The sequence below is a fragment of the Bacteroides sp. f07 genome (assembly GCF_042854785.1).
Classification (GTDB): domain Bacteria; phylum Bacteroidota; class Bacteroidia; order Bacteroidales; family Bacteroidaceae; genus Bacteroides.
In genome coordinates, this window is record NZ_BAABXI010000001.1 from 317,929 (window position 1) to 340,259 (window position 22,331).

The following is a 22,331-nucleotide window of genomic DNA, read 5'->3' on the forward strand; positions in this document are numbered from 1 at the left end:
CTGTTATCTACTCTATTTGTTGATTCTTTTTTCTTATCCTTAGGATGGGGGAAGGGATAAAAACGGTTGTGTTAAGTTTATGTTCTCTAATTGAGAAGGATGCGCTTTCCGTCAGCCTGTACGGCAAATACTTTGGCATTTGTCATTGATATGGATGTCGGAACGTCGAACGAGAAGAAGTTGGAGAAATAAAGTATTTTCCCGTTTTCGTTTCTTTCGCGCACTTCGAACGCTACTGCTTCTTCTCCGTTCAGAATACTGACTCTATTGCCCGAAACAGTTGCACTTATTGTTTTCGTGATTTTCTCGTTATTTTGAAACTGTGTGTAATAGCCTACGTCGCCTACTTCGTTATAGCGATAATCGGAAGTGGGGAACTCGTTTTTCTTTCTGTCCTCGATATATTGGAAAGCATGCTTCGGTTGAGGATATTGAGCCATGAATGTTTTAGCTTCGTCAATCATTGATTGTGTGACGGTGTATTGGAAGTCTCCATATTGTGATATGGTGGCATTGACCGGCTCGAAGAATCCCCACATTTCGAAGAAGTCTATCAGATTCTCATTAGCTGCTTTACTTGCCATTTTGGCGAATTCCAATTGTTTGCGTCCTGGGGTTTTGGTGTCGTCCAGTCCTACTTCTTCGCGCATGAGTTTGAAGAGTGTTTGCCAAAAACTCTTTTTATATCCGCATCGGTGATAATAGTTCCACAATTGCCAGTTCATGCGCATGTGAACTTCGGTGTCTTCATTTTGATGAGTGGCATCGCCCATGTTGTACCATGCCTGTTTGTCACGGTATCTTGCGTTGGCAACTTCAATCAATCCGTTACCACGTGATTTGTATTTACCTAACTTGTAAATAATGTAGTTTGAGAAAAGATTATTGGACGATTCCGTACATCCTGCCCAGTTGATGGCTTTTTGGTGTATGTGTCCTATTTCGTGGGCGGGTCCCCATGCATTGTCTTCGGCTGCCATTACATTATCATATAATAAGATGTTGCCTAGATAAGTATAGACGAATGCGATACGGTAATCGGATGCCCACATGTAGCTACCTTCCGGTGAGATGGCAAACAGGTGATTGTTGAATTGACTTGGACGTACGTCTTCAATGCCCATAAGTTCTTGTTCCCATCCGATGATGTTGTCCCAAAGTTCGATGGCGGAAAGAATGTTATTACGCACATGTTCCAACATTTTGGTCCGGTGGAAATAGAAGATAATCTTGTCGCCTTTTACTCCAAAATATTTGTCGGTGGCTTTTGACAGTAGTTCTGCATATTTAGCGTCTGTTTTATGCTCTTTTAGGTCGAAGAATCCTGAGACTTTTCCGCTGCCCAAGGGAATGTGTATCTTGATGGGAGCAGGCTTGGAGGTCAGGTCGCAGTTGTACATGATGAATAGTTGTCCTCGATTGCGTATGGTGATTTTGTTGACTCCTTGTTCCAGATAATATATATCGCCCGAAGCTGCAGTCTGTACATAAGGCTTTTCTTCCAAGAATCCGGTAGTCTCTTCTCCTACACATTGCAAGGAAACATCGTATCCGTGGGTATCACCTACGAGAACGATGATTTCATCATTTTGCTCAACGGAGATTCCGGTCAGATTGTCCAAGCTGCTGTAATGTTTAGTCATCAGTTTGTCTGCCCATGTATTGATGTTGCTATATGCTTCATAATTGCGTATGCGGAATTCTTTTTCCCATGCGTCATATGTGTCGTTTTTAAGTTGTACGGCTAGGCTGGCAAAGTATCCTGGAAGATTATTTATTTGTTCATTTGTAGCATCCGGTTTCAGTTCACTGCAGGTGACATCGGTAAATACTGTCAATAGTTGTTTCTCAAGTTTTTTATCCGTATTCTTCTGATAAAATTCCATTTCGGAGCAACTGACGAAGTCGCCGAGACCGGATTTGACGGAGAATTTGACTTTGGTTACCTTGGATAAACTTTTGTCGAAAGAGATACGGCTGGCTGCATTTTGCATTTTAAAGTCGTATGAATTATAAAGTTTGTATTCCGGTTCGTCTGTGGTGGCTGTATAAAGATCCAATTCACCGAAGTTGCCGTTTCCGCTACGGGTGTAATAGATAATGTAGTCCAAATCTTGTGTTCCGTCAAAAAAATATTCAAGTGTGACTGGGAAACCAGCTTCTTGTTGCCATCGAGAGTGATAATGTCCCTCATCTATTTTTCCGTCAAAGGTTTTTTCAATTTCATATCCGGGTTGGAATTCGCTGGCGACACCTTTGGTGGGTTGTAGTTTTATGTCACCTTCTAATTCAATGTCCGAAAGGGACGATTCTTTAGCCTTTTGGGTAATGGTGTACGTCTCTTTGATTTTGTCGTCTTTTATGTATGTGTAAGTGAATGTGACAGTACGTGGCTCGTATAGCGGATTGGGTGTTGCATTGTATCTGTAGTTTTTGTCTACGAGTGCCCTTGTGGAGGGTACTTCATCTGTTTCTTGCAGCCATTCGCCGTCTTTTGATTTGTCGGTGGTATATTCGATGTTGGAGGTGACGGTGATAGTAATTTGTCCTCCATTGGCTTCAATGTCTGTTGCAGAACTTTTCACAAGGATAGCCGGTCCGTATCCGAGTTGCCGTACGTTGATGGTGTAATTTTGTACAGATGATTTTACGGTGACGATTGTATTTCTTATTTCAGGTTCTTCGCTGGCTTGTATCAGCAGTTTGATGGAAGGAGTGGAAGTGGACAAATCCTTGGCGGCGATACACCACGGTTGGTCGGACATGACGCTCCACTCTTGTTCGTTTAAAGTGGTGCTTACAGGTATAGACAAAGTGGTTTGGGCTTGCGTGCAGTCTTGCTGGAGGTCTGATTCTTTGATGGAAAATGTGCGGTTTGCCTCTCCTTCGGGATTGTCGTCACTGCATGCCATACAGTAGAAGGCATAAAAGAAGATGAGAAACAGATACAGTAGAGAATGTAGTATTTTCATATAATTAGTGGTTTATGAGTGGCAAATATAGACATAACAATGCTAATATATTTAATTAACTTTCTGAAGTTTGCAGATTGTATATTCCATATGGATTCTCCTCTTTCCAGAAGGAGGAGAATCCATACGGGATTATAGTACATGCGAAACTTAAATTAGTTTACATGCAAACTAAATTCGGCAAAAGCAAAACTGTTGTTGGCAGGTGTTGCTTCTACTCTTACTCTCACATGTTTGAACTCTTTGCCCACAAGAACCGGAGATTTGTATTTCTCGCTCTTTTGGGTTGGCAGTCCATCTGTGATTGTCATTATTTTGCTGAAGTTCTCTCCATTCATACTTCCGAGAATTGTGATGCGTTGAGGTGCACCGTTGTTATTGCTGTGGCGTACTTGATATTCGAACATCAGAGCGGTATGTGATTCGGGGAGTGCCACTTGTATATAGTGAGGAAGTCCCGGCTCAACAGAATAATCACTGTGATAATATGTGTCATATCTTCCGTCCAACATTTCTGCAACAGAACCTTCAACTTCACGATTGGGATGAATACTAATCATCTCTTTTGTTAGTACCACTTTGTGCAACTTGCTTTCATCGGGAACGTAAGACACTCCGAACAAACAAGTATTGTTTGCTTCATCCACATGGAAATACTGTGACGTGCAATCCGTGAGTCTCAATGGAAGTACGAAGTTACCATAACTTAATAGAGAACGATTGACGGTAATATCCAGATTGGAAGTATTGTTGCCTGGTGTGAATGCAACGTTTCCGTTATTGCTCATTTTATAGGCACTTGTCGGAAGCATAGCATAGTCCACTTCGTTTTCCTCATTGAATGCGTTAAGTAGCGTTTCGTCGGTAGCTATTTCACAATTGAATGTCCATCTGTTGTCTGTAGAGAAATCGACCGGCAGATTGAGTTGAACTTCGTTTCCGCCTGCTGCATCGGAGATGGTGTTCAGGCTGTATCCGGTTCTTCCGAAAGAAACCAAAGGAATGATAACGGACGGTTTCACAAATACATATTTTCGTTCAGCGTTGATGGAGTCGGAACCATTATACAACATAAAAGGAATTACGAAATTGTTATCCCGTTCATTGTTTTCCAGTATCTTTTCTGTGAATAGGGTGATGTTTCTTGTTTGATAAGAATCGGAAGCACCGAATTCTACAAATTTATCCCCGTTGAAAGAATAACAATTGTCGGGATATTTTTTGTAGCTTTTCCCATTTTCCGCATTGTATATGCTCAGGGTAGCGTCGTCCATGATTTCGATAGATGCGGAGGCAGTGGTGTTCAGTGCAGAGCCGGATTTGTTGACTATCAGTTGGTAGTCAGTGTTTTCTCCCGTTCTGTACATTGTCAGGGGGATTTCATCGTAGTTCCTGAAAGAAAGTATGGTTGTGAAATCGTTCAGGAATTCGTCTTTTCCGTCTTCACATGCCGAGTAGGTAAGCCAGCAGGCAGCAACCAATGTTGTAGTTAATATTTTGTTTTTCATACACATATTCTTGTTAGATAAATATTGTTTTTTGAGATTACCAACCATAATTCTGAGTTAATAATTTGTTACGGTCCAATTCTCTTTGTGAGAAAGGATAGAGGTAATGCTTGTTTAGGAACACACGTGTCTCGATGACTGTTCTTTCCCAAAATCCGTCAGGTGTTTCAAGCTGTTTGTTGCTGTTGTCTATCGGACATTCCGTGTTCATACCGTAGACGTTGCCGTTGTCGGTTTGTGTAGCTATCATCCAAGTGCGTGTGTCAAAGTAACGATGACGTTCGAAGGCTAGTTCCACTTGTCGTTCCCGACGACAGAGCTCAATCAGCTTTTCAGTGCTGGCATTGGGATACACTTCTGTGATGGCAGGCACTCCGGCACGGTTGCGCAGGTCTGCCCATTTCTCCATGGCGAGAGTCTCATAGCCTGCCGGAAGGGCAACTCCTCTTTTCTTGCATTCCAATACGGCTTCGATGAAATTCAAGTAAATTTCTCCCAGTCGGAAGACGGGGTAGGTGATATTTCCCCATTGGTTTTCGGCAGAGTTCACACGATGGTCGTAGAAACGGTTGCAGATGTAACCGCATTTGGGGTAGTCGTGGCTTCTGTTACCGTTTCCGCCTTTGCCGAATGAAATCATCGTGCTGGCTGTTCCGTGTAGCCAATAGTTTCCACTGAAGAATACTGTCACGTAGAACCTGGGCTCTCTGTCTTTATACATATTAGGAGCTTTGATGTCGTACGAACTGAACAGACTCCATCCGGTAGCCGGATACGACCAAGTCGATTTTTCAAGTTCGGTGCTGGCGTCATAGGCGGATTGTGCATCAATGATCGGGCTTCCATCATTGTTGTATCCGGTGATAGGGTAGTAGCCGTCATTCATGGCATAAGCATCCACTAATCGTTGGGTGGGTCCTACGGCTCCATAAGCTGTACCTGCCACACCGGTAGGAGCGCAGTTTACTCCCCAGTAGAATCGGTTGTTGTATTGGTCGGTCCAAATCAGTTCTTGGTTCCATGTTTGGTTGGTTATACCATAATAGTCTTCATACGGGTTTCCGTTTCCTGCGCGATAGAGGGTGTAACTGGGATTGTCGAGCACTTTCTTGGCTGCTTCGGCAGCTTTCAGCCATTTATTGGCATCGTAAGTTTGCGGGAACAGCTGTGCGCCTGAAAGTTCTGGAAAATCATTTGTTATCGGATTCTTTATATTCTGATACAATGTGTTTCCGTTGAATAAGTCTCGTGCCGAATACAGCGTGAGGCGGGAAATCACTGCATGGCAGGTTCCTTTGGTGGCAAGTCCCCATTTGGTGTCGGGCAATTGTGTCTGTTCAAGGATAGCACTGCTGTTGGCACATGTTTCAAGTTCACTGACCACATAGTCGACACATTGTTCCCATGTGTTACGCGGGCGATACAACTGTTTGGTACTTGCGGTGAAGTCCAGTAGCTCATCTCCCAGCAGGAATACGGGACCGTAGTCGCGCATCATCAGGAAATAATAGTAGGCGCGGGCAAAGCGTGCTTGATAGTACCATTCATCAAGCTGGTCTTTGGTGACTAACGGGTCACTGCAATTATATACATTTTGCATGAATATATTGCATTCGCGGATACCTCTATAATAGTGGTCCATCTTATAAAACGGAACGCTGGACGGATTCCACGAACCGAAGTTGATCCAACGATATTGGCGATCGTAGGCAATGATACATTCATCTGAGGCTCCCAAATAGGGATCTTTGTCGCCAATGTAACTTCCGTTTTCGTTCGGAAGGAACGACATGGCGTTCAACCAGTATTGTTTGGTGGTATTTCTCGATTCCCAGATCTTTTCGAAAGTCAGTTTCTCGTCTTCTTGTCTGTCAAGGAAATCTTCGCACGAAGAAAGGCTGATAGCTCCGATTGCGAAGCATATAAGTGATTTGAATTGATTTATATATTTCATGATAAATAGGATTTAGAAATTAGCATTGAAACCAATAGTGAACACACGATTCAACGGATAGCCCGAGCCTTGTGACGAGCCTTGGTTCTTTTCAGGATCCCACAATTTGAACGGACTGAATGTCAGAACATTGCTTCCGGATACATAGAAACGGAAGGATTTGATGAATGTTTTTGTAATCAGTTCTTTAGGAAGTGTATATCCGATTTCGATGTTTTTCAGACGCATGAATGAACCGTTGCGCATCCACCATGTGGAAGTTTGGGTGTTGTTGGATGCACCGGCACCACCGCTACCGTTGCTCATACGCGGGTAAATGGCATTTGCATTCTGTTCGGGGGTATTGGTTGACATCCATACGTTTCCGTATACGTCTTTGTTGACTGCCGCACGTTCCATATTACCGCTAGAGAAAGGACTGCTGATAGAAGAACCCTGCAGGAAGAAAGAGGTATGCGCTGCTCCTTGGAAGAATGCGTTGAAGTCCCAGTTGTTCCATTGTGCTCCGACTCCGAATCCATACATGATTTCCGGCAGATTGGTGTAGCCGATAGCAATCTGGTCTTGTGTGTTGATGACACCGTCACCATTGATATCCTGATACTTGATATCACCCACACGATAGGTACCGAATGTTTGTACCGGACTGTTGTCAATTTCTTCTTGGCTTTCGAAAAGTCCCAATGCTACGAGGCCGAAAGGTTGCATTGCACCGTTTGAACCGAATGGTTTGCCCACTCTGTTTTGGTATTTGTATTCCCAGTCGGGTTCATCGTTGTCAAGCAGTTTGTTGCGGTTGAAGGTGAAGTTTCCACGTGCAGTCAGCAATACTTTGCCTACCTGTTGGGTATATTCGATATTGGCATCGAATCCTTTGTTTAATGTCTTTCCAACGTTCACATACGGTATGGTAGACAAACCGACGATAGCAGGCAATCCGGCGCGTTGTAGGAAGATACCTTCGCGTTCTTCGTGGAAGTAATCAGCTTGCACTTTTACTTTGTTGAATAGAGAGAATTCAACGCCGACATTCAGTTTGGTCGCTTCTTCCCAAGAGGCGGAAAGATTTTCTACCTCACCGATTCGTATTCCTGTGCCACCTTGGTTGGCGCTTTGTCCGTATTGCCACGTACCACTGTTGACGATAGTCGATTCGTATACCCATCTTCTTTGACCGCCGATATCGTCATTACCTACTTTACCGTAGGAAGCCTTGAATTTCAACATATCTATAATATTGGTCAGAGGTTCAAACCATTTCTCGTTCGATGCCATCCAGCCGATAGCTGCTGCAGGGAAGAATCCGAATCGATGACCGCGTGCAAAGTTCTCCGACCCATTATATCCCATGTTGACTTCTGCAAAATAGGTATCTCTGAAAGCATAAGTCACACGTCCAGCCAATCCTTGGTTTTTGTAAGGCAGAGCGGCATCACCGCTTCCAGCTTGCGTGTTGGTGTGAATTTTTTGGTTGTAAAGTAACAAAGCACCTACGCGATGATTGTTAAACACATGGTTATAGTTCAGCGAGCCTTCCAAGTATCTGGTCATTGTCCCGCTTCGTCCGATGAGGAAGTTCAACGATTCGCTTCCGGTATGTATCGGGTCCCATTCTCCGTCTTGGTTATTGTCATCATACGTGAGGTTACCTTGATTGTCTCGTCCGCGTGCATGATAGAAAGTCGGAGTTTTGGAACGACGTTGCAGGGTGGTGTTCCAGGCATCCCATGAGAATTTGATGTTGGCTGTAAGTCCTTTCAATGGTTCCCACAACTCTCCAAAGTCTTGCGTGACACCAATCAGCGACTGTGCGGAGTTCCAGAACTGTTCGCGATAACCGGAGTGTACAAGCATGTTCCAAGGGTTGAATCCTGAATCGGTGGACGGACCGGACAGCATCCCATCTGAATACTGCACTGGGAAGGCGTTGGGGGAAGTCTGGAATGCATACGACCAGATGTCGTTGTCGTTATCTCCATATCCGGGACCGAACGATTTTTCGTAGATGTTGGCGAGGTTTACGTTCAGAACAGTGCTCTTGGTCAGATTCAAATCGACATTGGCGCGGAAGTTGAACTTATTGTATCTGATGGCGGAATTGTAACCATAGATGTTTCCTGCATTCTTGTAGATGGAACTTTCATTGTAGAAAGAACCGGAAACGTAATATTTGATGTTGTCGCCACCACCTGTAATGCTTAGATTGACACGCTGGTTGGCTGCCATGTCATCAAACAATGCGTCGAACCAGTTCACGTCAGGATAAAGGTCGAGGTCGCTGTGGTCGCGATATATCTGTATCTCTTCGGGGCTGTAGTGGGCTCTGCCTATGGCTTCGTTGTAGAGTTCTGCCCATTGTGCAGAATTGGTCATTTTCGGACGTTTGGTAGGTGATGTGAACCCGAATTCGGTGCGTACGTTGATGGCGGGTTTGCCTACTTCTCCTTTTTTGGTGGTAATCAGAATCACACCGTTTGCACCGCGTACACCGTATACGGCAGAAGCGGAGGCATCTTTCAGAATGGAGAAGGTGGCAATATCGTCCGTGTCTACGAGGTCGAGGTCACGTTCGATACCGTCTACGAGAACTAACGGAGTGGATGTACCTTTAAATGACGATACACCTCGGATGTAGAAGTCGGCCGAGCTGTTTTTGCCTGGTTCTCCCGAACGGCTCATCGCTACGACTCCGGACAACTGGCCTGCCAGTACGTTGGAGATAGAAGCACCGGGAACTTTCAACTTCTTGATGTCGAGAGTTGAAATAGCACCTACTACGCTCTCCTTTTTCTGGCTGCCGTAACCGACTACTACCACTTCGTCCAGTACTTCCGTATCAGGGATCAGAACGATATTGATGACTTTCTGCTCTGTGATGGCCACTTCCTGTTTCTTATATCCCATATAAGAAATCTCAAGTACACCGCCGACTCCCTCTACTGTGATGGAGTATTTTCCATCAATGTCTGTAACAGCACCGATAGAACTGTTTTTCAGCCAGATGCTGGCACCGATTACCGGCTCGTTATTGTCGTTCGCAGTAACTGTACCTGTGATAGTGCGTTTTTTGGTTTGCTGCGTGCTTTCTGCCTTGTTTACCTTCAAGATGACTTCATTTCCTTTGATGAGGTAACTAATGCCACTTCCTTCGAAAATTTCCTTCAATACATCTTCAACTTTGCCTTCGCTGTTGAAGTTGTGTTTGGTGTTACCGCCTAAATCGGCTGCATTGTAAAAGAACGTATAGTCGCTGTTCTTTTCAATGAGCAGAATAGCTTGTTTGATGGTCATCGCTTCACCTTTCACAGTAATGTGTTTCTGTGCTCCCAAAGAGGTCATGGGATAAAAGAGTAAAGCTAGCGTGATACTTAAAAAGTACCGCAAAACTACTGATAATGTGTTTTTCTTCATGCTTTAACTTTTTAGATTAGACATTTGATTGATTATTAAATGATTATTTGTAAATTATTAGTTCATTTTCTTGTTCTCGTAATCTCATGTCAAGGCTGTAACAGATTTTTTGTAACACCTCTTTTAGCGATTCTTCATAGCGGATATTTCCGGTGAAAGCCGATTTGATTTGCTGACTGTCTACGTCCAGCCTAATATGACTGTTATACATGTTATTAATTGTTCCAATCAACTGGATAAGGGGTAACTCCTTGAAATAGAATTTGCCGTTTTCCCAATCGATGTTTTTGATGTTTTCTTTGGATATTTCTCCTTCTTCTGTGCGGTAAACTATTTTTTGGTGAGGAAACATTTCTATTACCTCCTTATTTTCAGGAGTAAAATTGATTCTTCCTTTATATAAGATGATTTCACTTTTTTTCATTTTCGAATCCTGATGAATGTCGAAACATGTTCCTTTGACTTCTATCATAGCTTTCTCTATGTATACCCGAAACGGATGGCCTTTTTGAGTTGTTACTTCAAATAAAGAATTTCCACTCAGCCACACATTTCTTTGCTCGTTGAATGCTTTATTATATCGTATTGAACTGCCTTTTTTCATCCATACTTTGCTGCTGTCCGGAAGAATGTGCAGACCGTTCTCTACTGCTACTATTTTTACATATTCATCTTGTAGATTTTTTTCTTTTGAATTCATCCAAAATGCGCCTATCGTTAACAAAAGAGCTAATGAAGCTGCGGCAAAATACCACCTAAGTTCTACTAGAACTCTGTTGCTTTTATATCTTTTGTGAATAGAATTAACTCATTTTTATTTTTTGGGCTAATTGAGAGAAAATATTTCATTCTCATCTTTTCTCTCTCATGCACAAAAAAATGAAAATCCTCTTTCAACCTATCACCACTCTTCCGAAACGCCCTATTCATCGCACTTATAGAGCGGTGATAGGTAGTTGACAACCTATCACCTCATCTATCACCTATCACCATTTTAGATAAGCGCATATTATGCTCTTTTCAGCTTTTCCCAAACCATGCCATACATATTCCAACATTTGACGTGCTTAAAACAACTTATAGTGAAACACTTCGTTTCATATGGTGAAACCAAGTGTTTCATGCTTTGAAACAATTAGTTTCAAACAACAGAAACTTTAGTTTCTTACCGATGAAACTTTAGTTTCAAGTAATGGAAACTTTAGTTTCAAATCTCGAAACACTTTGTTTCAAGGCATGAATCGGAGTTGCCCCCCCTACGGATATATTATTTGCATATAAGTTCCTGTTTATATGTACTATGTTGGGCGGTGATAGGTGATAGATGAGGTGATAGGTTATTAACCACCTATCACCGCTCTATAAGTGCGATGAATAGGGCGTTTCGGAAGAGTGGTGATAGGTTGAAAGAGGATTTTCATTTTTATATATGAGAGAGAATAGGAGATAATGCCAACAGGGCACCCGCTCAATAATCTCTACATAGTTTTGACTTTTTTTCATCTTCTCTCTGAAAAACCTATAAAACCTTTTTTCCTGTGTTGTTCTATACCTATATTTGTTCTGCAATCTCAAACTATATCGCCATATGAACCTACAAGAGTTTTCATCTTATGTTCCTGATGTTCGTAATGAAAAGAATCAAGTGTATACGGTCGAAGAAATCGTATTTATTGCGATGGTTTCAGTTCTTTGTGGTGCTGAAACCTGGAATGAAATAGAAATATTTGGTAATAGTCATGAAGAATATTTCAAGAACCGTCTTCCTCATTTATCAGGTATTCCCTCAGAAGATACTTTCAACCGTTTTTTCACTTTGTTGGATATTGAATGGTTTGAAGAAATTTTCCGCCTTTGGATTAATGATATTTGCAGTCAGCTTCCCGGTGTCGTTGCTATAGATGGCAAGGCTGTATGCCAAACTCCCCATTCAAAGGGGCATGGGATGAAAGATCGTTTATATATGGTCAGTGCATGGGCCGTACGCAATGGCCTTTGTCTGGGACAACAAAAAGTGGATGGAAAATCCAATGAAATAACTGCTATCCCTGAGCTGATAAAGGCTCTTGACCTGACACAGTGTATTGTGACCATTGATGCTGTTGGTTGTCAAAAAGCAATAACAGAGACAATTATAGATGCAGAAGCGGATTATATCCTGTGCGTTAAAGACAATCAGAAGAAACTCAAAGCTCAGATATTCTCTCTGCTCACAGAAGAAGACCGGATTTATCTGCCTTATAAGCAAAGCTATTTCCAACAGAATGACGGTCATGGCAGAAAAGAATACAGAGAATGTGTTTGTGATGCCGCTTTTTACCCGGAGCATTTTTATGCCGGTTGGAAGGGGATAAAAACTATAGCGAAAATAACATGTGTCAGGCAGGTTGGCAATGCAGAACCAACAACAGAAACAAGATGCTATATTTCTTCTTTGCCACAAGACCCGAAATTGATTCTGGAATCGGTCAGGTCACATTGGCAGGTGGAAAATAACTTGCATTGGCAATTAGATGTTTCCTTTAGAGAAGATTACACTAGAAAAACGGATAATGCAGCAGTTAACTTTTCACTCATGTGCAAAATGGCTCTTATCTTATTAAAGCAAAGTAAAAAGAAGATAGGGATAGCAGGAAAAAGAAAACTATGCGGGTGGGATGAGAAATACAGAGATGAAATACTCGGTATTCAAAGAATTATACCACCCGAAGAATAAAAAGATAACATGTAGAGATTATTGAGCGGTTGCCCTGTAATGCCAAACTTTTTGCATTTATTCAAGGACAATCATATCCAAAATTTAGTTTATTCCATTACGTTTATTAATAAACTCCTCCAGAATATTTTTTTTCAAAAAAAACAAATCTTATATATTACACATGTTCAGCGTATTACAAAATAATTTCATTTTTTCTTTCACTTTTTTACAAAGTCGATGTGGGGTTAGAAAGAAGTGCTGTGTATTTAATAGTACAAGAGCAAAAATAAAGTTTAAAACCAACAAGATAAAAATAGGATGGATAAGGTTGAAAAGAAAAGTTTAATCAAAAGCTTGCTATCGGGCAAATTAACCAAAAAGCAACGCAGAGAGTTTGCTGACTTGGAACCGGTAGATATAGAAATTAGAAAACAATGGAATGAATCTGGCAACGGCCTTGTTAATGTGGAGATAAAAGAACAAATATGGAAAAAACTAAAAAACAGATGTGAATACAAGGAAAGAAACCAAGTTCTAGTAGAACTTAGTGATAATGAGCTGTTTGAATAATTGTCAGTTTTCTTTCCGAAGAGAAATTGACAGCTATATGTGAAATAAAATCCTTAAAGAATGTTGTGTTTAATAATTGTTTCCTTATTTTTGTATTGTAATTAGAAAAAGATGGAAGAGAAAGTTATTCTTGAGAAGGTGAGAGTCGGGGACGCAACTGCGTTTGCATTGTTATATGATCGTTACTGGTTGAAGGTCTATAACTTTGCTCGGCTTTATATAACTTCTTCTTCTGAGGTATCTGAAGTGGTACAAGATGTTTTTGTTAAAGTTTGGGAATCGAGAGAGACGTTTGATGAAACCAAGAACTTTGATGGTTTCCTTTTTATCATTACCCGTAATATTATTTTCAATTATTCGCGTAGATATTTTAATGAGTTGAACTTTAAAATGACAGCTTTGAAAGGGCTTGAGAACTCATACGATATAGAAGCGGAACTGGACGCGGCAGATTTGAAAAACTATATTGATAGATTGATTGCTCAACTTCCGCCACAACGGCAACGTATTTTCAGGATGAGTCGCGAGCAACATCTGTCTAATAAAGAAATAGCAGAACAATGTGCTGTCACGGAGAAGGCGATAGAACGCCAAATTACTTTGGCATTGAAGTTTATTAAAGATAATCTGCCTTTGTTTATTGTGTTTATGGGATAGCTTCATTGTGATGGAGAAAAGCGGCGCTTTAGAGGTTGGAAAGCATAGCTTTAAGTAACCTAAAGCGCCACAATAATCTTTTAATTATTTGATTTTCTGAAAGAATGGATTCTTACTTATTTTTATATCGGACGACTTCATGTTTTCAAATTTTACAGTGCGCCCTAATACATCCCCTTCAATCTTGTTATTTGAAATAATCACAGACTTGCAGGCTTCCAGAGTGATTCCTTCTTTACGGTAATGATATGACTGATAGGTTGTATCGCGTATCAGAGTGTTGTTGGAGAAAGTCAGTCCGTCTACCGAACGGGCGAAGAGAATCGGATAGTCAAACAAGTGGAAGGTGTTGTCTGTAATCCGGATATTACGGTGGTATGGGTACTTCTGTTCCGGTGTCGGTATTTCCGGATCAATGCTGATTACGGCTTCACAGAATTGGTAAAGTGAAGAGTTGCATGGATAGCGGAAAACATTGTTACGTATCAACACATCTTTTACAGCTCCTGATTCATACCAGGCATTGGCATCTCCGGCAATTAAGATAGCGGAACCGCTTGATTCGAATATGTTGTTTTCTATAACAACCTTGCCCGGAGTAGATACAAGTAATCCACGTGCGCGGCAACTTCCGAAGTGGCAGTTGCGTATTTCCGCGTCCGGGGTACAAGTCAGGTTTTCTATTACGTATCCGGCTTCTACTCCGGTAGGGAGTGGGGCGGACAGTTCGATGATAAATTCGGCTTTGTTGATCGCTTCGAACTTATTCATTTTTCCGGTGGCTACGGTACGCATTGTCTTGTGCTCTATGAATCCGAGCGTCTCGTTCGGGCGTCCCCATTCCATGCCTTCACTCATGTCTTGCATGAATTTACATTTAATGCGGGTGGGAGAGAGGACTTCCATGATACGTGAACAGGTTCCGTGAATGTTGATGGGATCGTCCATCAGTCCTGCCCAACTGCAATTTTCAATCTTGAGCAGCCCGCTGCATCCCATGAAGTGAAAGCCGTCATCATGTCCGCTTAATACACGCCCTTTTGAAGCATTTGGGATAATATGGACATCATCAAAAGATATGTTCTTGCTGTATTGTGACAAGATACCTAATCCGCATGTATGGAATAATTTCAGGTTTTCCATTTTAGTGTTTGTGCTATGGAAAATGAAAATGCCGGCATGGTCGCGGGTGCTATGTCTCAACACGAGGATAGTGCCTGCTACAGGATAGGACTTGTTTGCTTCCCCTTTGGGGTCGGACAAGCGTACACGTCCGCGACCCACTTCCACTGCGTCATAGCCGCGCCATCCCAAATTGTCACCTGTATTGGGCAAAACGAAGTGGGTTTTAGGGTCGAATTGCATAATCGACCACATGCCGCTTTTCCATCCTTCACCAACAAAAGTCAGTCGCTTGTTTTCGATGATGTACGGATATTGGCAGGCGTCGATTTCGATTTCCATGAAGTCGGGTGTCGATTCAACGACAGTGCCTTGTGCGGTTAAAGGGATATCCCAGTCTACGGTGAAGTTTTTCAGTGTAACATTTTGGCAGTGATCCAGAGTGAACGGTTGCATTCGCCCGTGCATGATGAATTCCGAGCCGTTACCGTCAATAGTCAGGTCGTTGACTTCGTCCAACAATATTGCAAGGATCTTGGGATTTACATCGTATGTATTTGTCTCGTGATATTCCTTTTCAATGGCATGTTGTGCCCAGAAATCATATCTCCCTTTGGGAAAGACAAGAATGGAGCCGGGATTCTCTTTACAGGCTTTAATAGCTTTTTGTACAAATGGAACCGCATTGATACGGCTGTCGGGTTTTAAACCGAAATCGGTTACTGAGATAATTTTACTTGCTGAAATGCTGACTGTGCAAGACAATAATGTAAACAGTAAAATTGATTTCAATGATAAGAGTGTTTTCATACATTCTGTAGTTTGTTAGATACTTGTTTTCTACATAAATACTATTAATTAGTCAGTAACCCTATGCTTTCATTGAAAAAAAAGGTTTTTTTAGTATTTACCTTCTTTCGGGCAGATTTTTTTATGTGGTGAGTGTAGATAGGTCATAGAATCTGTCGTGAGGATTACCGGAGTTCTATATGAACTAAATTAAAACGAGAGCATGAAAAAGGTAATCGAAGAGTAAATCAAGTAAATCTTCTGTTTTTTTTAATAAAATCGTCACTTATTGTAGGGATAAGCCAAGCTGCGGTGTATTTATATATGTAGCATCAATTAGCGAATAACAAGAATGAAATGGAAACAAATATAGATAAACGAAAAAGATTGATAAAAAGACTCCTGATTGAAGAGTTGTTACCGGAAGAAAGACAATGTCTGCTAAAAAGGGAATCGGTAGAAAAAGAGATGCAAAAACAATGGAAACAGTTTGCAGATGAACCGATTAAATCCAGAATAAAAAAAAGAATATGGCAGAATATCCAGCACAGATGCGATGGTAAATCCAAAACTTTAGTTCATATAGAACTATGGCATCCGTTGGCTGCTGCCGTTGCTATTCTCTTGATAATAGGAGGTTTGCTGTTTTTATCTGTGCATGATGAAACGGGGGTAGAAAAAAATATTAAAGTAATTGCAGAAAAGAATCAGTTATACGTGCTGCCCGACAGCACAAAAGTATGGATGCAGCCGGGCAGTTCAATCCGTTACGCAAAAGCATTCATGCAAGACAGAAGAGTATGGCTGGAAGGCAGTTCCTTATTTGAAGTACGAAAACAGGAGGGCAGTACATTTCAGGTATATATATACGATGCGTTTATAGAGGTGAAAGGAACTTGTTTTTTGGTAAAACAAGAAGACGCATATCGTAGCGAAGTAACTCTGTTTGAAGGTGAAGTTGACTTTAATATTCCGTCTACCCGTCAAAAAACGGCAATGCTCCCTTTGCAAAAACTTACTTACAACTCGATTGATTCACAAACACAATTAGATACTATCACCAATATCAGTTGGGAAAACGGAAGATACAACTTTAAGGATGTTCCGTTGACTCAATTGATTCAAATCGTGAGCCGGATGTACCATACTGATATTCTTGTGGAGGGAATACATCGTGCTGAAGTTTCATTTAGTGGCAGTATTCATTACAATGAATCTTTAGATAATGTTCTCAATAAGATTCGTTTTAGTTTGAATTTGAATATCCGGAAAGTAGATGACCGATACATTTTATACTAGCCTATTTTTTTATTAACCATATGTCTAATCAAACTTAATTAAAGCATGAGAAAATCACTCAGTTTTCAAAGTTGCGTACGATATTTCAAGTATATCGTGCTGGTTTTGCTTTTTTATCCGTTGACGGTCCTTGGAGCTCAGGGGCATATTACGGTAAAAGGGCAGTCTATTACTATCAAAGAAGCTATTATGCTCATTGAAAAGAATAGTAATTATGTCTTTTTTTACAATGCTGCGGATTTGAAAAACATTCGATTGAAAAATATCAATTGTTCGGGTACAATTGATAAGGTATTAAATGAAGTCTTTGCTAACACCGGAATCACCTGGCTGATTCAAGGTAATGATGTTGTTTTAAAAATGAGTAAAACGGAATCTGCCCAACAAGCCAAAAAAACGGAAATAGTGGGTGTTGTTACCGACGCGCGAACGGGAGAGGCTGTCATTGGAGCAAGTGTCGCTATTGTAGGAACCGCGACAGGTGTTATTACTGATATTGATGGTAAGTTTGTGATTCTGGCAAATCCGCAGGATGTCTTGAAAGTTTCGTATGTGGGATACACAACTAAGGAAGTGAAAGTTGGTAATCGGAAAGTGCTTGCCATTGATTTGTCGGAGGATGCACAGGCACTTGAAGAGGTTGTGGTAACAGCTTATGGGACAGGACAGAAAAAGGCAAGTATGGTAGGTTCGGTGCAGGCTATCCGTCCAGCGGATTTGAAAGTTCCTTCAACGAATCTTTCCAACTCATTTGCCGGCCGTTTGTCTGGGGTAGTTGCTGTCCAGCGTACTGGTCGTCCTGGAGCGGACGGTTCTGATTTTTGGATTCGGGGAATTTCAACCTTGAGTCAGGCTACATCGCCTCTGATTATCATTGACGGTGTACAGGTGTCTTCCGCCGATTTGAACGCATTGGATCCGGAAGTGATTGACGGATTCTCCATCTTGAAGGATGCTACCGCTACGGCAATGTACGGAACTCGTGGTGCAAATGGTGTTATGATTGTCACTACTAAATCCGGACAGAATCTGGATAAACCGATTATAAATTTCCGTGTAGAGGGACAGGTCAGCCAACCTACCAAAACTCCTAAGTTCGTGGATGGAGCTACGTATATGGAACTGTTCAATGAAGCTGTGAAGAATGATGGTAGTCCGGACGTTTTGTATAGTCAGGATAAGATTAACGGGACGCGTATGAAACTGAATCCGTATGTTTTTCCCGATGTGAACTGGTATGATGAGATGTTTAATAATGTAGCTTTCAATGAGAAAGTGAACTTTAACATCCGTGGTGGAGGGAAAAAGATCGATTACTTTTCAAGTATTTCAGTCAATCACGAATCGGGTATGCTGAAGAATCGCTCTAAAGACTTTTTCTCTTATAACAATAATATTGATGTGATGCGTTATGCTTTCCAGAACAATATTAATGCATATCTCAGCAAGACATCCAAGTTGTCAGTAAGGTTGAATGTACAACTTCGTGACTTGCGTGAGCCCAACCGCGGTATTGATGATATTTTTGCGGATGCTATGAACTCAAGTCCGGTTGAAGCACCTGTTTTTTATGAACCGGACGGAACAACTAATCATGTGAAATGGGGTACTACTGACCGTTTGATTACGGCTTATCAGGGTAATCCGGTTGCCCAGTTGACTACAGGATACAATGATACATTTGAAAGTACGGTTATCGCCGCTCTTGAGTTTGAACAGAAATTGGATTTTCTGACCAAGGGGCTTCGCTTTAAGGCATTGGGAACATTTAAGAACTGGTCAAAATCAGTTAATAAATATAGTGCCGGCTGGAATAAATATTTGTTAGGGGCGTATGAACAGAATGAAGACGGTTCGTATAGCTACACTACCAATAGAGTAGGTAATGAAGTGTCGACCGATTTGAACAATACTAACGAGACGGCGGGAGATCGCCGGATTTATCTGGAAGCAATGCTTGATTATAACCGTACATTTGGAAAGCATGATGTGAATGCCATGTTGCTTTATAATCAGGACGAACTTGTGAACAATGTGCCGGGTAACGATCTTATCAATTCGCTGCCTAAACGTAAGCAAGGTCTTGCCGGACGACTTTCGTATGCATATGACGGAAAATATATGGCGGAAGTCAATATGGGGTATAATGGTTCGGAAAATTTTGCGAAGGGACATCGCTGGGGATTTTTCCCTTCCATAGCGCTGGGATATAATATCAGTGAAGAGAGTTTCTTTGAACCTTTGCGTAAGGTTGTTACCAGTATGAAATTACGCGGCTCATGGGGATTGGTCGGTAATGACCAAATTGGCGGTGAAAGGTTTATTTATATGCCTACGATTAATTTGTCCGGTAAAGGTTTTACTACCGGTATTGACCAAAACTATGGATTGAGCGGACCGGTTTATACCCGTTATGAAAACACTAATATCACTTGGGAAGTGGGAGAAAAGATCAATCTTGGTATTGACTTGCAATTATTGAACAGCCTGAATATTGTTGTTGATGTTTTCCGTGAGACTCGTAGAGATATATTCCAAAAAAAAGGAACAATTCCTACTTATCTGGGAACCGGGTCGACCGATGTGTTTGGCAACCTTGCTGAGATGAAAAATCAAGGACTCGATTTCTCTATTGATTATAACAAGGCGTTCAGCAAAGATTTCTATATGAATTTTAAGGGAACGTTTACTTACGCCCACAATGAAATTACTAAGTATGATGAAGCTCCTAAATATGCCTTTCAGTCGAAAGTCGGTCAGAGTGCCAATGTTAACCAGGGGTATTTGTCGAACGGGTTATTTTTAGATGAGGCTGAAATAGACCGTTACAATCAGCAGATGGGGTCTACACTGGGAGCAGGTGATATCAAATACCTCAATGTATCGAATATACATGGCTATGGAGATAATATAGTGGACGTGGACGACTGGACATGGATTGGAAATCCTACGGTTCCTGAAATCGTATATGGTTTCGGCCCTTCGTTCAAATATAAAAACTGGGATTTCTCTTTCTTCTTTCAGGGAGTAGCGAAAACTTCTTTGTTTATGAGTGGATTCCATCCTTTCGGTGATAACTCGTTGCGTAATGTGCTGCAATTTGTGGCTGATGACAGATGGTCGCCGACGAATCAGAATGTAGATGCGAAATATCCGCGTTTGACCCGTAAAACTAGTCTGAATAATACGAATCCCGGAAACTCCGGTCGTACATCTGATTATTGGATGCGTGATGGTTCGTTCTTGAAACTGAAAAATATGGAGATTGGATATACATTTAAAAGAATGCGCTTCTATGTCAGCGGTTCCAACTTGTTGACATTCTCTAAGTTTGATTTATGGGATCCGGAACAGGGAGGCGGAAGCGGCTTGAAATACCCTACACAACGTGTCTTTAATGTAGGCTTCCAAATGACTTTCAATAATTAAATTTACATAGTATGAAAAATATAATAAAATATCTGTTTTTAGCATTGTTTGCGGGAGCTGTAATGGTGTCCTGTGATTTTCTGGATGTGGTGCCGGCGGAAAAAGCCAGTGATAAAGATGCTTTTTCCAGTCCTAAAGCGGCGGAAAGATTTCTGTATTCATGTTATGGATATATACCGCAGATTAATATGGTGCAGAATTGTCTGGATTTCAGTGGGGATGAGATAATAAGTCCTTTTACTCAGGAATCGTACGTAAAATTTGCCGAAGGTGTTTATACTTCGGGAAACTTGATCATCAGTTATTGGAATGATTTGTTTTTAGGTATACGCCAATGTTACTTGTTGAAGCAGAATATAAACTCTGTTCCCCGCATTGATCAGGCAACAATAGACAACTATGTGGCTCAGGCGGATTTTCTGATCGCTTATTTTCATATGTTGTTGATTAAATGCTATGGTCCGGTCGTGTTAGTGAAGGAACTGCCGGTTTTGGATACTCCGAAAGATAATTTATTGGGACGTACCTCTTATGACGAATGTGTGCAGTGGACTTGTGATATGTTTGACAGTGCTGCCGGAAGACTGCCGGCTACCCGGACGGGGTCGGAATATGGTCTTGCAACCAGTGTGGCTGCCAAAGCTCTTAAAGCCAGATTGTTGCTTTATGCAGCTTCTCCCTTGTTCAATGGTAATACGGAATATTACAGTGACTTTGTCGGCACGGACGGTAGTCCGTTGATGCCTCTTTCTTATGACGAAAATAAGTGGAAGAAGGCTGCGGATGCCGCACTTGAGGCTATTAATCTGGCTGAGTCTAACGGGCATAGTTTATACGAGATGAAAGAAGGGGATTTGAGTGGCTATCCCGAACCTCAGGATTTGACGCAGCGTACGATGCGTTTTACATTTATGGATAAGGACAACTCGAAAGAGGTGTTGATGGCAGAGACGCGTAAGGCAGGTGCATATGGTTTGCAGCCAAAATCCTTGCCTTATTTGAGTGATGGTTCCTGGAATGGTGTTGCGCCGACTTTGACTATGGTGGAGCGCTTTTATACGAAAAACGGACTTCCGATTGACGAAGATCCTGAGTTTGATTATCAGAATCGGTTCTCGGTAGTTCCGTTCCCCGATGATGCTACTTATGGCGAAGGACAAACTTTGAAGATGAATATTGATCGTGAACCCCGTTTTTATGCCTGGATTGCATTCCAAAATGGTTATTATGAATGCCAGGCAGAGTCTAAGGAGAATGCTTATGTAGCGAAAGCTGAGCGTGCGGAAGGTAAGAAATGGTTGACGGATTTTACGGAACAGGGAAATTGCGGCAAGCAGGGTAGAAATAATAACTACTCAAAAACCGGATATTTGAATAAAAAAGGTGTTCATCCGGGAGTGGCTGCTTCCAAGTCGCAAAAAGAACCTTCCAAAGATTATCCATGGCCGGTCATTCGTCTGGCGGAATTGTATCTGAATTATGCGGAAGCATGTATTGCCTATGATAAAGAAGGCTATCTTGAGAAGGGGATGGAGAAATTGGATAGGGTGCGTCAGCGTGCCGGACTCCTTTCTGTTAAGGATTCCTGGAAGAATGCGAAGAATCCTATAGTGAGCTATACGGGAAATGGTGGCCTGAACGGCAAATTGACAGAAATTGTAAGACAGGAGAGAATGATAGAGCTTTATCTGGAACAACAGAACTTCTGGGATATCCGTCGTTGGAAACTGGGGGACAAGTACTTTAATGTGCCGGTAAAGGGTATGAATATTGATGCTACGGATATCAATGGATTTGCTACTGTGAAAACTCTTCCTGATGTGCGTAATTTTGATACTCCGCGCCAATATTTGTTACCGATCCCGGCTGCAGAAGTGAGCAAGAATCCTAATATGGTGCAAAATCCTAATTATTAATTAAAT

The 22,331-nt window shown here is 41.6% G+C and carries 12 protein-coding genes; 6 read left to right on the forward strand and 6 right to left on the reverse strand.

Translation table 11 applies throughout. The features are described 5' to 3' along the window. Window positions 1-86: 86 nt before the first annotated feature. The 5 genes from ACGHVY_RS01395 to ACGHVY_RS01415 all read right to left on the reverse strand — a co-directional run bounded on the left by ACGHVY_RS01395 (window position 87) and on the right by ACGHVY_RS01415 (window position 10,545). Window positions 87-2,972 (reverse strand): M60 family metallopeptidase, encoded by a 2,886-nt coding sequence (locus tag ACGHVY_RS01395; protein WP_390596609.1) that lies wholly within the window; start codon window positions 2,970-2,972, stop codon window positions 87-89. A 155-nt stretch (window positions 2,973-3,127) separates the two neighbouring features. After that, window positions 3,128-4,480 carry a BT_3987 domain-containing protein gene (locus tag ACGHVY_RS01400; protein ID WP_390596612.1) on the reverse strand — a complete coding sequence of 451 codons (1,353 nt, stop codon included), beginning with the start codon at window positions 4,478-4,480 and terminating at the stop codon, window positions 3,128-3,130. 37 nt (window positions 4,481-4,517) lie between these two features. Beyond that, window positions 4,518-6,434 carry a RagB/SusD family nutrient uptake outer membrane protein gene (locus tag ACGHVY_RS01405; protein WP_390596614.1) on the reverse strand — a complete coding sequence of 639 codons (1,917 nt, stop codon included), beginning with the start codon at window positions 6,432-6,434 and terminating at the stop codon, window positions 4,518-4,520. Between the two features lie 12 nt (window positions 6,435-6,446). Then, window positions 6,447-9,845, reverse strand: a complete 3,399-nt coding sequence (locus ACGHVY_RS01410) for a TonB-dependent receptor (protein ID WP_390596617.1) — start codon at window positions 9,843-9,845, stop codon at window positions 6,447-6,449. 43 nt (window positions 9,846-9,888) lie between these two features. After that, window positions 9,889-10,545, reverse strand: a complete 657-nt coding sequence (locus ACGHVY_RS01415) for a FecR family protein (RefSeq protein WP_390596620.1) — start codon at window positions 10,543-10,545, stop codon at window positions 9,889-9,891. Window positions 10,546-11,433: 888 nt separating this feature from the next. On the opposite strand from ACGHVY_RS01415, the gene ACGHVY_RS01420 reads away from it, so the two are divergent. The 3 genes from ACGHVY_RS01420 to ACGHVY_RS01430 all read left to right on the forward strand — a co-directional run bounded on the left by ACGHVY_RS01420 (window position 11,434) and on the right by ACGHVY_RS01430 (window position 13,770). Then, on the forward strand, window positions 11,434-12,561 hold the full coding sequence (locus ACGHVY_RS01420) for an ISAs1 family transposase (protein ID WP_390596623.1): 1,128 nt from the start codon (window positions 11,434-11,436) through the stop codon (window positions 12,559-12,561). Window positions 12,562-12,861: 300 nt separating this feature from the next. Beyond that, entirely contained in the window at window positions 12,862-13,113 is a 252-nt protein-coding gene (locus ACGHVY_RS01425; RefSeq protein WP_390596626.1) for a hypothetical protein, read from the forward strand. A gap of 111 nt (window positions 13,114-13,224) precedes the next feature. Further along, entirely contained in the window at window positions 13,225-13,770 is a 546-nt protein-coding gene (locus tag ACGHVY_RS01430) for an RNA polymerase sigma-70 factor (RefSeq protein WP_308746160.1), read from the forward strand. An 84-nt stretch (window positions 13,771-13,854) separates the two neighbouring features. Here the strand turns inward: ACGHVY_RS01430 and ACGHVY_RS01435 are convergent, their stop codons facing one another. Further along, window positions 13,855-15,702, reverse strand: coding sequence for an alpha-1,3-galactosidase B (locus ACGHVY_RS01435; RefSeq protein ID WP_390596628.1), 1,848 nt, complete (start codon window positions 15,700-15,702; stop codon window positions 13,855-13,857). A gap of 336 nt (window positions 15,703-16,038) precedes the next feature. Between ACGHVY_RS01435 and ACGHVY_RS01440 the strand changes: the two genes are divergently transcribed. From ACGHVY_RS01440 to ACGHVY_RS01450, 3 genes are read left to right on the forward strand one after another with little or no spacing between them, the layout of a single operon-like run. Then, window positions 16,039-16,980 carry a FecR family protein gene (locus ACGHVY_RS01440; RefSeq protein ID WP_390596631.1) on the forward strand — a complete coding sequence of 314 codons (942 nt, stop codon included), beginning with the start codon at window positions 16,039-16,041 and terminating at the stop codon, window positions 16,978-16,980. A 45-nt stretch (window positions 16,981-17,025) separates the two neighbouring features. Next, window positions 17,026-20,409 carry a TonB-dependent receptor gene (locus ACGHVY_RS01445; protein ID WP_308746163.1) on the forward strand — a complete coding sequence of 1,128 codons (3,384 nt, stop codon included), beginning with the start codon at window positions 17,026-17,028 and terminating at the stop codon, window positions 20,407-20,409. Window positions 20,410-20,420: 11 nt separating this feature from the next. Continuing rightward, window positions 20,421-22,325 (forward strand): RagB/SusD family nutrient uptake outer membrane protein, encoded by a 1,905-nt coding sequence (locus tag ACGHVY_RS01450; RefSeq protein ID WP_308746164.1) that lies wholly within the window; start codon window positions 20,421-20,423, stop codon window positions 22,323-22,325. Window positions 22,326-22,331: the final 6 nt, after the last annotated feature.

Bases quoted from the DNA above. Each gene is read 5' to 3' on its own strand.
- ACGHVY_RS01395 (WP_390596609.1), bottom strand. From the start codon at position 2,972: ATGAAAATACTACATTCTCTACTGTATCTGTTTCTCATCTTCTTTTAT.
- ACGHVY_RS01400 (WP_390596612.1), bottom strand. From the start codon at position 4,480: ATGAAAAACAAAATATTAACTACAACATTGGTTGCTGCCTGCTGGCTT.
- ACGHVY_RS01405 (WP_390596614.1), bottom strand. From the start codon at position 6,434: ATGAAATATATAAATCAATTCAAATCACTTATATGCTTCGCAATCGGA.
- ACGHVY_RS01410 (WP_390596617.1), bottom strand. From the start codon at position 9,845: ATGAAGAAAAACACATTATCAGTAGTTTTGCGGTACTTTTTAAGTATC.
- ACGHVY_RS01415 (WP_390596620.1), bottom strand. From the start codon at position 10,545: ATGAATTCAAAAGAAAAAAATCTACAAGATGAATATGTAAAAATAGTA.
- ACGHVY_RS01420 (WP_390596623.1), top strand. From the start codon at position 11,434: ATGAACCTACAAGAGTTTTCATCTTATGTTCCTGATGTTCGTAATGAA.
- ACGHVY_RS01425 (WP_390596626.1), top strand. From the start codon at position 12,862: ATGGATAAGGTTGAAAAGAAAAGTTTAATCAAAAGCTTGCTATCGGGC.
- ACGHVY_RS01430 (WP_308746160.1), top strand. From the start codon at position 13,225: ATGGAAGAGAAAGTTATTCTTGAGAAGGTGAGAGTCGGGGACGCAACT.
- ACGHVY_RS01435 (WP_390596628.1), bottom strand. From the start codon at position 15,702: ATGAAAACACTCTTATCATTGAAATCAATTTTACTGTTTACATTATTG.
- ACGHVY_RS01440 (WP_390596631.1), top strand. From the start codon at position 16,039: ATGGAAACAAATATAGATAAACGAAAAAGATTGATAAAAAGACTCCTG.
- ACGHVY_RS01445 (WP_308746163.1), top strand. From the start codon at position 17,026: ATGAGAAAATCACTCAGTTTTCAAAGTTGCGTACGATATTTCAAGTAT.
- ACGHVY_RS01450 (WP_308746164.1), top strand. From the start codon at position 20,421: ATGAAAAATATAATAAAATATCTGTTTTTAGCATTGTTTGCGGGAGCT.